We start from the raw sequence: 11,559 nt of genomic DNA on the forward strand, positions 1-11,559 counted from the left end.
ACGGCTCCCTTCGTCGTATCTGCCCTTACCGGTTCGACAACACAGCCCCACGGAATGTGAGGCGACGCACCAGCCTCACATTCCGTGGGGCTGCGCTGTCGAACCGGTGGGACGAACACATCACCCAGCGAGCACGTCGGGGCTCAGCTCGTCGGCGTGTCTACAGGGCGCTCCAAGGGCGGCGGCGAGGTCGCCCCTCCGGGACTCGTCTGACCGGCAACGCCCATCAGGGGCAGAAACTGCTTGAGCGAATGAGGAGGTTCCATCGTGGTCACCAGAAGGCTGGGATCCGTCGGCGTGCATGACAGGGATCGGAGGAAGAACAACACACGAGCGTCGATCACAAAATTCCTCGCCATATCGCTGGTCACCGCTTTGATCGGCGTCTTTGCCGTAACTAGTGCAGACGCTGACGCCCTGGAACAGCGACGAGTCGAGGTCCTCGAACTCAAGGTTCAGAACGACCAGTACGCGTATACCGATCTCGACCCGAAAGGGCCGAGCCTGGGTGATACGTACGTCTACTCCGGCACCGCGATAAAGGACGGCCGCAGTGTCGGACGCGGGGGCGGGGCGTGCCAGGTCATCCACATCAATGGCGAAGAACTCATGACACAGTGCCTGATCACGATGGAACTCAACCGTGGCTCTCTGGCGATGCAGTCGCTCTGGGTGAGCGGAACGAGCCAGCTCGACATGGCCATCACCGGCGGTACAGGCGACTTCAGTAATGCGCGGGGCATCGTTCGCTACTGGGACATCGCAACGCCGAAAGAGAGAGTGCGGGCCGAAATCCTGCACTGAGAGGTGCAGCGCAATCCGCAGAGCGGAGTGTGTGAGAAGCCAGGATTCCAACGTGAAAGGAAAGGTGAGGTCGCGATGCCTACGCAACGCGAGAGGGACGAAGCCGAGATTCGCCGGCAGGTGGACATGATCGCCGAGAGCCTCCAGGCCAAGGATCCGGAGGGCCTGAAGATGCTGTACGCGACGGACATCGTGTCCTTCGACATCGAGCCGCCGCTCCGGAGTGTGGGGGTGGAGGCGAAACTCAAGGACTGGGCGCCCGTGTTCGTGTTCCTCGAGAGCGTGACCTACGAGGTTCGCGAGCTGACCCTCACCATGGCCGATGAAGTGGCCTTCGGGTACGCCTTTGCTCGTCTCGGCGGCACGCTGAAGGACGGGACGGCGATGGGCGGTATGTGGGTCAGGGTCACGTACTGCTTCCGGAAGATCGACGGGACGTGGTTGATCACGCACGACCACGTCTCGGTGCCGCTCGACATCGCGAGCGGCAACGGAGCGGTCGACCTTGAGCCCTGACAGATCGCAGGAGTTCGAGCAACACCAGGCAACTGTGCGCGATGACCGACGTCTTGGGATCCCCGGCTCCCTTGGGCGCGCCGCTCGCGATGGAACACAGGCCCCGACCCCGACCGACTATCACCCTCGCCGTGCGGCTGCGGCCGCACAACCATGGAGGAAGCCGTGAACGAACCCATGAACACCGCCCCCGCGACCGCCGCGATTCCGGGCTATCTGGCCGGCACGTGGAAGGCCGACCCGGCGCACTCCGAGATCGCCTTCTCCGTCCGCCTTCTCGGGATCAGCAAGACGCGGGGCCGGTTCACCCGCCACGACGTCACGCTCGTCACGGACGAGGACCCACTGCGCTCGTCGGTCACCGCGACGATCGACCTCGCATCCATCGACACCGGCAACGAGAAGCGCGACAACCACCTCCACGCCGCCGAGTACCTCGACGTCGACACGTACCCGACGGTGAGCTACCGCTCGACCGGCATCCGCCAGACCGTCGACGGTTGGGCCGTCGACGGTGAGCTGACCTTGCACGGCATCACACGGCAGGTACCGCTGACCCTCAAGGTGAACGCCTTCAGCTCGGACCAGCGGGATGGACAGCGGGCCGGCTTCTCCGCGACCGCGGAGATCAACCGGCGCGACTTCGGCATCAACGCCGGTGGCGTCGCGCTCGGCAACAAGGTGTCGATCAGCCTCGAAATCCAGGCCGTTCTTTACAAGTGACCCGCCCGGACGGGCTGCCAGGCCCCCATCCACTGATCGCGCGATGTCCCGATTCTGCGGTTCGACCGAGCGGGATCGGGACACACCCGCCACCCTTCACACCGTGGACACGTGGAATCACCACGCCCACCTGGTTCAGGTCGCCGTCACCCTCGACCAGTAGTAGTGGCAGCACACGAAGCCGGCGGAGGCGAGTCCTGCACGCGCGCGACCCCACGATTCAAGATGTCACGAGACGGTTCGTCTTGTTATGGTGGGGACATGGGTTCGCATCACGACTTCCGCTGATTCAGGGCGCCACGCCCGGGCTGACCGCACTCCGATGAGCTGCGGCGGCCCGGCGTTCCTTCCGCCCCCCTGTACGCCCCCGACTCAGGGAAACGAATCATGCAGGCACGCGCCCAACTGGCGATGAAAGACGTCTCGAAGGCATTCGGTGACCGCTCCGTCCTGGAGCAGGTCACCCTCACGGTCCGCCCCGGCGAAAGAGTGGGGGTGATCGGAGAGAACGGCTCCGGCAAGTCCACCTTCCTACGCCTCCTGGCAGGGCTGGAGCAACCCGACACCGGAGAGCTGACCGTCGCCTTCCCCGGCGGCACCGGCCACCTCGCCCAGACCCTCGACCTCGACCCCGCCCTCACCGTCCAGGACGCCATCGACGAGGCCCTCTGCGACCTGCGCGAATTGGAGCGGCGCCTGCGCGAGGCCGAACAGGACCTGACCGACGCAGCGGCCCTCGAGGAGTACGGGGAGCTGCTCACAGCGTTCGAGGAACGCGGCGGCTACGAGGCCGACGCGCGAGTGAAGGCCGCGATATACGGGCTGGGCCTCACCCACATCACCGCCGACCGCGTCCTGTGCACCCTGTCGGGTGGGGAGCGTTCCCGCTTGGCGCTGGCCTGCGTCCTGGCCGCGCAGCCGGAGCTGCTGCTGCTGGACGAGCCGACCAACCACCTCGACCGTGACGCCGTCGACTGGCTGGCAGGGCAGCTGCGGGCCCACCCCGGCACACTGGTCGCCGTCACCCACGACCGGGGCTTCCTCGAGCGGGTGACCACCACGATCCTGGAGGTCGACCGCGACACCCTCTCGATCACCCGGTACGGCGACGGCTGGTCCGGCTACCGCACCGCCAAGGCCGCCGCCCGGGCACGCTGGGAACAGCGCCACCAGGAGTGGCTGACCGAACTGGCCCAGGCCGAAAGGCTGGTCGACACCGCGGGCGAGCGACTGACCGTGACCGGCAAGGACCCGCAGGAGGGCTTCGGCAAGCACCGCCGCTCCCACGAGGCCAAGCTCGGGGGCCGGGTACGCGCGGCCCGGCAGCAGCTGTGGAGGCTGCAGCAGTCGCCCGTGCCCGCCCCGCCGAAGCCGCTGCGCTTCACCGCGGCCCTGGAGGCCGCAAGCCCCGAGACCGATCCCGCTCTGCTGGCCGGTGTCACCGTCGGAGGCCGACTTCACATCGAGGCCCTGGCCGTCGCCCCGGGCGGGCGACTGCTGGTCACCGGCCCCAACGGGGCAGGCAAGACCACCCTGTTGCGCGTACTGGCCGGTGACCTGGAGCCCGACACCGGCCGTGCGAGGCTCCCGGCCCGCATCGGCTACCTACCGCAGGAGCTCCCCGCCGCACCCAGCCGCCGCCCCCTGCTCGATGCCTTCGCGGCCGGTCGGCCCGGCACGGCCGAGGAGCACGCCGAGGGGCTGCTGGCCCTCGGTCTCTTCCGCGAGGATGATCTGGCAGTGCCCGTAGTCGCGCTCTCCGCGGGGCAGCAACGGCGCCTGGCCCTGGCTCGGCTGGTGACACGCCCGGTGGACCTTCTGGTCTTGGACGAGCCCACCAACCACGTGGCGCTGTCCCTGGTCGAGGAACTGGAGCAGGCCCTGGCCCAGTACCCGGGAACCGTCGTCGCGGTCTCGCACGACCCCGGATTCCGCGCCGGATTCGGCGGGGAAGAACTGCACCTGCGGGCAGGCCGGGTCCAGTAGTACCGCGACGGTGTCCGGCTTGGTGACCTTGTCGGCACCACCGCCGGCGACTGCCGCCAGGACGACATCGCTTCCCAACCCCAGGACAACCACCGAAGAAGGCAGGGCCCGTGCGTCACGGGCCCTGCCCCATCCATTCCGCCCACCCGACGTGCGGTGGACATCGGGACTCCGATCGTCGCCGCAGCAGGGTGGGGTGAACCCCTGCTCCCTGCCGGTCGCGAGTCACCGGTGGCGGCAGTCCCAGTGCCCCTTCACCCAGACGTGGTCCCAGTGCCCGGGAACGTAGACCCACTTGTAGAAGTGGTCATGCTGCCAGTAGCCGTGCTGCCACTTCCCATGGTGGTCGTGATGTCCCTGGTGCCAGGTGTCGTGGTTGAACCGCTTCTTCTCCCAGTGCCCCTTCACCCACTTCTTCTCCCAGTGCCCCTTCTTCCACTCGCACCGGTCGTGCCGGTCGTGCCCATCGCCGTGGCCGGCCACGACAGTGGTGGCGACGGACGTCGGGGCAGGAGCAGCTGCCGCCGAGCCGGACATGCCGAGCGCGGCGCCGCCTGCCAGCAGGCCGGACGCGGCGGCACCCGCCACCAGCCGGCGGACTCGCATGGACCTGGTCATGGAACACACCTCCTTCGAACGATCCGATTTGGGCCTGCACGGAACGAGAGTCAGCGTGAGAGCGGACATTCCGGCTTGTGTGGCGAGGGCCGAGAGCCCTGAGTCTCGCCGTGCACTTCGTAGTGGGTTCGAAGCAGCAGGCGCTGCGGATGAACCGATGCCCGGATTTCTCGAATGGCCGTATGCGATGCCTTCGCCGTCCCGCGCCCTGTTCGTCATCCACCGGTGGCGCGGCTTCGAATACCCAGCAGAACCACACGTCCCAACCGAGTCGCCAGGGGGCGGTCATGATCACTACCACCGTGTCGGCACCGGCCGCGACACGCCACAGCCTCGGTCTTCCCTACAACTGGCGGACACCGGCCACCGCCCGACGCGTTGCCGCACGCTGGCTAGCGGGAAACGGCGGCCGGCCGGACCGGACGGAGGACGCCGTGCTGATCGTCTCGGAACTGGTGACGAACGCCGTTCGCCATACGCGCGGTCCCTGCGTGCTGACGCTGACCATCCGCGAAACGCTGCTGGACATCGCCGTCGCCGACCAGAGCGAGGAACTTCCCCAGACGTCGTGGGACGCACCCCTCGACGAGCGCGGCGGCCTCGGCTTCCGTCTGATCCGGGGATTGGGAGGGCGCATCAAGGTGGTTCCCGCCCTCGGCGGCAAGACGGTGCACGTCGTGCTCGGCCTCGAAGACGACGGCGCGGGGGAAGGCGACCCGCCATGAACTTGCCCCCGTCCCCGCGACCCTCACCCGATTGCCGCCGCCGCCCGGCGACGGTCGGGGATCACGGGCAGAGTCGGGCAGGGGCAGAGCCGAAGCACCAGATCCACGCCGCAGGAGCGGCGGACGGCTGACGCAGAGGACGGTGAGCAGCGCGTGCCGCAGGGACACGCGGAGGACGCGGCGGTGGAGGAGCTGCTGACGCGTTCGGCCGACGGGGACCACGAGGCGTTCGCGGGCGTGTACGACGCCCTCGCCGGCTCGGTGATGGCACTGACCTGCCGCATCCTGAGGAACACCGCGCTGGCGGAGGAGGTGACCCAGGACGTCATGATCGAGGTATGGCGGACCGCTGACCGCTATCGGCCCGAACGTGGCACGGCCAAGGCATGGGTCCTCACCCTGGCACACCGCCGGGCCGTCGACCGGGTACGCAACGTCCAGGCGAGCGCGGAGCGGGAACAACATGCCGCGATGCTGTCCTCCGGGCGCCCCGTCGACGAGGTCATCGAGGCGGTGGAAGGCCGGGAGGAACGCCGACGTGTGTATCGCTGCCTCGCCCGGCTCGGCAGTGTCCACCGGGTTCCGTTGGTGCTCGCCTTCTACGAGGGAATGACCTATCTCGAGGTGGCCCGGTCCCTGTCGACCCCGCCGGGCACGGTCAAGTCGAGAATGCGCGCAGGACTGCGCCGGCTCCGCGCCTGTCTGGAGGAGGGATCATGACGCCTGCAGACAGCCCGCACGCCGCCGTAGGTGCGTATGTCCTGCACGCTCTGCCTCCGGCCGAGGAAGCGGCGTTCGAGAACCACCTGGCAAGCTGCGAAGCATGCCGTCGCGAGGCCGACGAACTCCAACGGACAGCAGCCTCCCTCGCCGCCGCCGAAACCATCGCCGTACCCCCCGAGCTGCGTCGACGTACCCTCGATCGGATCAGAACCGTCCGCCAGGAGCACACTCTCCGCCGGCCACGCCCGCACGGACGCGTGATGAACATGGCCCTGGCCGCGTCCCTCGCGGTCGCCGCCGCGCTCGGCGGTTTCGCCCTGTGGCAGCACTCCGAGGCCGACGACGCCCGCACGAGGGCCATCCAGGCCGAAGCGCGGACACACGGCGACGGAGCGGCCTTCGCAGCTGTCCTCACAGCCCCCGACGCCACCCTTCACACGCAGAAGCTTCCCGACGGTGCCAGTGCCGCCGTAGTCGTCTCCCACAGCCAGAACCGGGCCGCGTTCACCGCCCGAGACCTGCCGGCCCTGACCGGCAACCGTGTGTACGAACTCTGGTACGCCGCCGAAACGGGCGACCTCCGGCCCGCCGGACTGCTGCCCGCCTCCGGCCAGGACTCCGCCCGCCTGCTCGCGGGGCCACTCGGCGACGCCACCGCCGTGGGTATCACCGTCGAACCCGCAGGCGGTTCCACCCAGCCCACCTCGGAACCCCTCGGGATCATCTCCATCGGGACATGAAGCGAGGACGGCTCGCGAGAACCACTCATCGACCACGCGCTCCTTCGCCCATCAACGGGTCGGGACGGCTTGTCGGTTTCGGTGAAAAGTGGTCCAGGTGCGGCTGCGGGTGATGTAAAGCTGCTGCTCACCGCACCTGTGGGGATGCCCCCCGACCGCACGCTTGCGTGCAGCGCAAGTGGCCGCGCTCCCCGCACCCGCGGGGATGGCTCCGCGACGCACGGGTGGCTGGGTCGGCAAGTGTGGTAACGGCTGTTACCATGCAGGTATGGCGAAGACACAGCTGGGTGCGCGCGTGGATGAGGATGTCGCGGAGCTCGCGAGGAAGCGTGCTGCCGACCTGGGGCTGAGTGTGGGGGACTACCTCGCCCGGCTGGTACAGGACGATGCCAGTGGTCTGCGTGCCCGAGCGGTGGCCGCGGCCGCCCGTTTCCTGGCCGAACACCAAGCGGTCTTCGACGAGGCCGAGCAGGATCAGCATGCCCCTCGGGGAACGCGCGCGGCCTGATGGAGCTGCACATCGACGTTCCCTGGATCCTGCAGGTCGCCGAGGCGGCTGGAGCGGACGATCCGGCTCCCGACGACTATGGCGTCCCGGTCTCGGCTGTCGCCCGGCACCGCGCCGAACTGTTCGAGCAGCCCGTCTACGACGGCCCCTACGCCAAAGCCGCCGCTCTGATACACACTCTGGGCCGGTGCCGGTGGCTGGAGCGTTCCAACCTCGCCGTGGCCGCCGCGACCGGCGTCATGTACCTCGAAGCTGCCGGCGTCTCAGTCAAGCCCACCCGCGGGGATGCCATCGCGCTCAAGGACCTGCTCCTCGACCCTGCCTGCACATGCGGCCGGATCGCCGCCCTCCTGCGGACCTGGCCCACCGCTACCTGACGTACACGGCTCTCCGTGCTGCCCACCTCAGTAGTCACCCGCCACCCGCATCCTGCCGATGCTGACCGTCGGCCGTCGACTGCACCGCCCCCCTCACAAAACCCTGAACTGGTTCGAGCGGTCAGGAAGCGCCGGACGTGACCAGGCATGGCTCGAAGCAGCGGCCATGCTCAGCGCCCAGGGCCGAACCCCTGTGGGCGGGGCCGCACGCCGACAGCTCCGCCCAGCAGCACGGTCCGCGTGGGTCTTTGTTGCTGCAAGACTGAAAAGGTCGGCAGGATCGCCATCAGCCGCAAACGGCTGGGCCCCCTCACGACCCGTGCGGCGGTACAAGCCGGTCAAGCAGCGCGGACACCGACGGCTGCCATGGGGGCGTCGGCGTACCGTCCGGGTCCAGACCATGGGGCCAGAGCCCTTTGAGGACTCCTTCTACCTGTGCCAGACGGACGTTGGTGGTCTCGCCGTGGTCGGCGGCCCACCGGGCTAGGGTTTCGGCGTTGTCGCGGTCCCCGGCGTTCCGGCGTCGCAGAGCCAGGTGATGCAGGGCAGCGGGGTCGCCGTGGTAGGCCGCTTGCCGGGCCAGGGTTTCGGCGCTTTCCTGGTCTCCTGCCTCCTCTCGATGTAGGGCCAGACGGCCGAAGACGGAGGGGTCGCCGTGTTCGGCGGCGTGCTGGGCCAGGGTCTCGGCCTTTGCCCGGTCCCCGGCTTCCTCCCGGACTTGGGCCAGCCGGTACAGGACGCCGGCGTTGCCGTAGGCGGCAACCTGCCGGGCCAGGGCTTCTGCGCTCTCCCGGTCCCCGGCTTCCTCCCGGAGCTCGTGTGGCTCCCACTCCCCGATCAACCTGCCCAGGCCCGACCGATCAACAGGCGCCCGGCCGGCGGCCTGCTGCAGCGTCCCCAACTCCTCGACCGGCAGTCGCAACACCCGAGCCAGCTCCCGCACAGTGCGCTCCGAGGGCACCGGCCCGTCGGCCTGGAAAGCTTCCGACACTGTCGTACGCCCCAGCCCCGCGAGGCCGGCCAGAGCCTTCTTGTCCAGCCGCAAACGGGTCCGCCCGGCCTCTAGTCTCCTGCGAAGTTCGGCCAGTGCCGGATTGTCCGTATTCTGCTCGTCGTGCACGCGCTCGCCCCCAGCTCTGGATGTGTTCGCCGGTGTCCATCTTCGGTCCGGCGAACCCCGGCGGACACCGTTTCGGCGACCTTCGAACACGTCAACACCCCACCAATTACTGGGAGCTTGCCGTGGTCATCGCTGTCGTTCTCCAGACCGCCGCCCTTGTGATCGTCGTCGCCCTGCTGGCCGCGGCCGGCGCGGGCAAGCTCGCCCGCATGGACGGCGCCACCTACCCTGCCGCCCTCACCCGCGCCGCCACCGCCTTCGTCGCAGTCGTCACCCTCGCCACAGCCGTGACCGCGGCCCTTACCGCCCTGTTCACCTGAACGATCCATAACCAGCCTGCCCACCGGCCGGCGGCTCATTGGTCTGCCATGCTCCACGACTCTGCCGGCGGCAAGCAGGCCCTGACCGAGCCGGCGGCGGCCCATTCGGCAGTGACCAAGGTGTGGGCCGACGGCGGCTACCAGACCAGTGTCGTCCAGCACGGGGCCAGTCGCGGGATCGACATGGAACCGGTGCAGCGACCACGAGTGAAGGGCGTCCAGCCGATTCCCAAGCGATAGGTGATCGAGTGGACCTTCGGCTGGTTGATGTAGCACAGCCGCCTAGCCGAGACTGCGAAGCCCTGCCGCAGCGATCCCGAACGATGATCCATTGGGCCATGGCTAACAAACGAGCTGCGAACTTACCGGAGAATCCGCACCAATCCGGCGAACCGAAACGGACATCCCCTACACAGTCACCTGAACGTTGATCAGATGTCCTCTTAGTACTCCAGCCGTAGATCGTGATCTCGATGGTGAGGGGCGCCGAGGCGACAGTCGGACAGCGTCGACCATCTGGCCGAGACCGCCCACGGCGTCGGCGCCTTCTTCCTCTACCCGAGTTCACCGAGACGGAGGGCGTCCCTTATCTCGCTGAGCTTCGCGGTCGTCGCCGGGGTCTGATCCTGCGCTTGTTCAGCGAGTCGGAGGGCATCGTCAATCTCGCTGAGCTTCGCCGAGGACAGGACGGCCGCCCGCTCTATCAGGTCGTCCCGTGACACAGTGGTCAGCCACGTGCAAGGGGTGAAGCCTGGACGCGGGAACGCGAGCCGCAGCACGCCTTCGAACGGCACTCCTTCACCGGCGCCCACCATCACTTCGATGCCCAGACCGCTGATGTCGACGCCCGCCGGAGCGACGACCTGCATCACCCGGATCCCGGACGCGTCGTCTCCCGACAGCAGTACGACCAACCTCCGCTCGTCGAACTGGACCCACCAGACTTCGCCACGTTGCACAAGTCCTCCAGACACAGGACGGCAGACAGACGCTGCGCGAGCCTGACGCGCTGTGGAGACGGGTGCGGCCACCGTTGATCATCGGTGTGTGAAGACTGAAGATCACGCGGTGGCCGCAGGTCACAGCGTAAACCCTGCCCACTGGCAGGAGGCGTTCGAGGGCCTGATGAGCCGGATAGCGGGACGGTTCACGCAGGTCGAATCCCGGCGCCGAGCCCGGAAGTTGGTACTCGGCCTGCTGTCGGACCTGCCGCGCAAGAACTGCTGGACCATCGCCGAGTGGGCCGGGGACAGGACCCCGGACGGCATGCAGCACCTGCTCGGGCGGGCCAAGTGGGACGCCGACCAGGTCCGTGACGACGTGAGTGACTACGTGGTGGAGCATCTGCACGACGACGAGGCGGTGCTGGTGGTCGACGAGACCGGCGACGTGAAGAAAGGCACCGACACTGTCGGTGTCCAGCGCCAGTACACCGGCACCGCCGGACGCGTCGAGAACAGCCAGGTAGCCGTTTACCTCGCCTACTCGACCCCGCGAGGGCACGCGGCGATCGACCGGGAACTCTATGTTCCGCGTTCCTGGACCTCCGACCCCGACCGCTGCCGGGCCGCCGGACTCGGTGACAAGACGGAGTTCGCGACCAAGCCAGAGCTGGCCACCCGCATGGTCACCCGATTCCTGGACGCCGGCCACCGGGCCGCATGGGTCGCGGGAGACGAGGGTCACCACAGGCGCCGGGAAGTTCCGCGCGGACACGCTGGCCAGGAAGGTGCCCAAGAGGGCCTGGCAGAAGCTGTCCGCAGGGGGCGGAGCCAAGGGCCACCGCTTCTACGACTGGGCCGTCATCGACCTCACCGACCCCCGGCCCGGGAGCTAGCAGTTGCTGATCCGCAGCAACCGCAGCACCGGCGAACTCGCGTACTACCGCTGCTACTCGCCCGGCCGCAGTGCCGCTGACCACCCTGGTGCGCGTCGCTGGATCAAGGTGGCGGGTAGAGGAGTTCTTCCAGTCTGGTAAGGGCTTGGCGGCCTTGGACGAGCACCAGGTCCGGCGCTACTCGTCCTGGTCCCGCTGGGTCACCCTGGCCATGCTTGCGCACGCCTTCCTCGCCGTCGTCCGCGCGAACGAACACGACCGTCATCCCTCACCCGACGAGCTGATACCGCTCACCTGCAACGAGATCCAACGACTGTTCATCACGCTCGTCATCCAGCGCGTCTTTGACCCTGTCCACCGGCTTGGCTGGTCCGTCTGGCGACGCCGCCACCAGGCCCGATCCCAGACCAGCCACTACCGACGACAAGCCGCTCAAGCATGAAGATCACGATCTACGGCTGGAGTATTAGTACTCCAGCAGGATTTTACTGTCTGACCTGCGGGTTTCGCTGGGCGGCTGGAGTGTAGCGGGGCTTCGATCGTGCGGGGGCGGTCTCACGGA

Annotated in this window: 14 protein-coding genes and 1 pseudogene; 12 read left to right on the forward strand and 3 right to left on the reverse strand. The window is 68.1% G+C overall.

What is annotated here, in order from left to right:
• Positions 1–267 precede the first annotated feature (267 nt).
• From ACFVZH_RS28600 to abc-f, 4 genes are all read left to right on the forward strand, one after another.
• Positions 268–804: a hypothetical protein gene (locus tag ACFVZH_RS28600; protein ID WP_384901653.1), complete on the forward strand. Its 537-nt coding sequence runs from the start codon at positions 268–270 to the stop codon at positions 802–804.
• Positions 805–879: 75 nt separating this feature from the next.
• Positions 880–1,320 carry a YybH family protein gene (locus ACFVZH_RS28605; RefSeq protein WP_384901654.1) on the forward strand — a complete coding sequence of 147 codons (441 nt, stop codon included), beginning with the start codon at positions 880–882 and terminating at the stop codon, positions 1,318–1,320.
• 165 nt (positions 1,321–1,485) lie between these two features.
• Positions 1,486–2,043, forward strand: a complete 558-nt coding sequence (locus ACFVZH_RS28610) for a YceI family protein (protein WP_384901656.1) — start codon at positions 1,486–1,488, stop codon at positions 2,041–2,043.
• A 387-nt stretch (positions 2,044–2,430) separates the two neighbouring features.
• On the forward strand, positions 2,431–4,029 hold the full coding sequence (abc-f, locus tag ACFVZH_RS28615) for a ribosomal protection-like ABC-F family protein (RefSeq protein ID WP_384901657.1): 1,599 nt from the start codon (positions 2,431–2,433) through the stop codon (positions 4,027–4,029).
• A gap of 225 nt (positions 4,030–4,254) precedes the next feature.
• Here abc-f and ACFVZH_RS28620 read toward each other — a convergent pair whose 3' ends face one another.
• Positions 4,255–4,647: a hypothetical protein gene (locus tag ACFVZH_RS28620; protein WP_384901659.1), complete on the reverse strand. Its 393-nt coding sequence runs from the start codon at positions 4,645–4,647 to the stop codon at positions 4,255–4,257.
• A gap of 287 nt (positions 4,648–4,934) precedes the next feature.
• Here ACFVZH_RS28620 and ACFVZH_RS28625 point away from each other — a divergent pair, with 287 nt between their 5' ends.
• The 5 genes from ACFVZH_RS28625 to ACFVZH_RS28645 all read left to right on the forward strand — a co-directional run bounded on the left by ACFVZH_RS28625 (position 4,935) and on the right by ACFVZH_RS28645 (position 7,720).
• A complete protein-coding gene (locus tag ACFVZH_RS28625; protein ID WP_384901661.1) occupies positions 4,935–5,372 on the forward strand; it encodes an ATP-binding protein in 438 nt (145 codons plus the stop codon).
• 153 nt (positions 5,373–5,525) lie between these two features.
• Positions 5,526–6,092: a sigma-70 family RNA polymerase sigma factor gene (locus tag ACFVZH_RS28630; RefSeq protein ID WP_384901662.1), complete on the forward strand. Its 567-nt coding sequence runs from the start codon at positions 5,526–5,528 to the stop codon at positions 6,090–6,092.
• Positions 6,089–6,835 carry an anti-sigma factor domain-containing protein gene (locus tag ACFVZH_RS28635; protein WP_384901664.1) on the forward strand — a complete coding sequence of 249 codons (747 nt, stop codon included), beginning with the start codon at positions 6,089–6,091 and terminating at the stop codon, positions 6,833–6,835. The genes ACFVZH_RS28630 and ACFVZH_RS28635 overlap by 4 nt, the downstream gene beginning before the upstream one ends.
• A 268-nt stretch (positions 6,836–7,103) precedes the next feature.
• A complete protein-coding gene (locus ACFVZH_RS28640) occupies positions 7,104–7,343 on the forward strand; it encodes a hypothetical protein (RefSeq protein ID WP_384901666.1) in 240 nt (79 codons plus the stop codon).
• Positions 7,343–7,720, forward strand: a complete 378-nt coding sequence (locus ACFVZH_RS28645) for a fic family toxin-antitoxin system, toxin component (RefSeq protein WP_384901667.1) — start codon at positions 7,343–7,345, stop codon at positions 7,718–7,720. Before ACFVZH_RS28640 ends, ACFVZH_RS28645 begins: the two co-directional genes overlap by 1 nt.
• 310 nt (positions 7,721–8,030) lie before the next feature.
• Here ACFVZH_RS28645 and ACFVZH_RS28650 read toward each other — a convergent pair whose 3' ends face one another.
• Entirely contained in the window at positions 8,031–8,840 is an 810-nt protein-coding gene (locus ACFVZH_RS28650) for a helix-turn-helix domain-containing protein (protein ID WP_384901669.1), read from the reverse strand.
• A 122-nt stretch (positions 8,841–8,962) separates the two neighbouring features.
• On the opposite strand from ACFVZH_RS28650, the gene ACFVZH_RS28655 reads away from it, so the two are divergent.
• Positions 8,963–9,160 carry a hypothetical protein gene (locus tag ACFVZH_RS28655; RefSeq protein WP_384901671.1) on the forward strand — a complete coding sequence of 66 codons (198 nt, stop codon included), beginning with the start codon at positions 8,963–8,965 and terminating at the stop codon, positions 9,158–9,160.
• A gap of 48 nt (positions 9,161–9,208) precedes the next feature.
• On the forward strand, positions 9,209–9,400 hold the full coding sequence (locus ACFVZH_RS28660; protein WP_384901673.1) for a hypothetical protein: 192 nt from the start codon (positions 9,209–9,211) through the stop codon (positions 9,398–9,400).
• A 314-nt stretch (positions 9,401–9,714) separates the two neighbouring features.
• On the opposite strand, the gene ACFVZH_RS28665 is transcribed toward ACFVZH_RS28660, so the two are convergent.
• On the reverse strand, positions 9,715–10,119 hold the full coding sequence (locus tag ACFVZH_RS28665; protein ID WP_384901675.1) for a type II toxin-antitoxin system PemK/MazF family toxin: 405 nt from the start codon (positions 10,117–10,119) through the stop codon (positions 9,715–9,717).
• A 166-nt stretch (positions 10,120–10,285) separates the two neighbouring features.
• Here ACFVZH_RS28665 and ACFVZH_RS28670 point away from each other — a divergent pair.
• Positions 10,286–11,439, forward strand: a pseudogene (locus tag ACFVZH_RS28670) (IS701 family transposase).
• Positions 11,440–11,559 lie beyond the last annotated feature (120 nt).

It is taken from the genome of Streptomyces sp. NPDC059534, from assembly GCF_042743475.1.
Taxonomy (GTDB): Bacteria; Actinomycetota; Actinomycetes; order Streptomycetales; family Streptomycetaceae; genus Streptomyces.

Bases quoted from the DNA above. Each gene is read 5' to 3' on its own strand.
- ACFVZH_RS28640 (WP_384901666.1), top strand. From the start codon at position 7,104: ATGGCGAAGACACAGCTGGGTGCGCGCGTGGATGAGGATGTCGCGGAG.
- ACFVZH_RS28605 (WP_384901654.1), top strand. From the start codon at position 880: ATGCCTACGCAACGCGAGAGGGACGAAGCCGAGATTCGCCGGCAGGTG.
- ACFVZH_RS28625 (WP_384901661.1), top strand. From the start codon at position 4,935: ATGATCACTACCACCGTGTCGGCACCGGCCGCGACACGCCACAGCCTC.
- abc-f (WP_384901657.1), top strand. From the start codon at position 2,431: ATGCAGGCACGCGCCCAACTGGCGATGAAAGACGTCTCGAAGGCATTC.
- ACFVZH_RS28635 (WP_384901664.1), top strand. From the start codon at position 6,089: ATGACGCCTGCAGACAGCCCGCACGCCGCCGTAGGTGCGTATGTCCTG.
- ACFVZH_RS28620 (WP_384901659.1), bottom strand. From the start codon at position 4,647: ATGACCAGGTCCATGCGAGTCCGCCGGCTGGTGGCGGGTGCCGCCGCG.
- ACFVZH_RS28645 (WP_384901667.1), top strand. From the start codon at position 7,343: ATGGAGCTGCACATCGACGTTCCCTGGATCCTGCAGGTCGCCGAGGCG.
- ACFVZH_RS28660 (WP_384901673.1), top strand. From the start codon at position 9,209: ATGCTCCACGACTCTGCCGGCGGCAAGCAGGCCCTGACCGAGCCGGCG.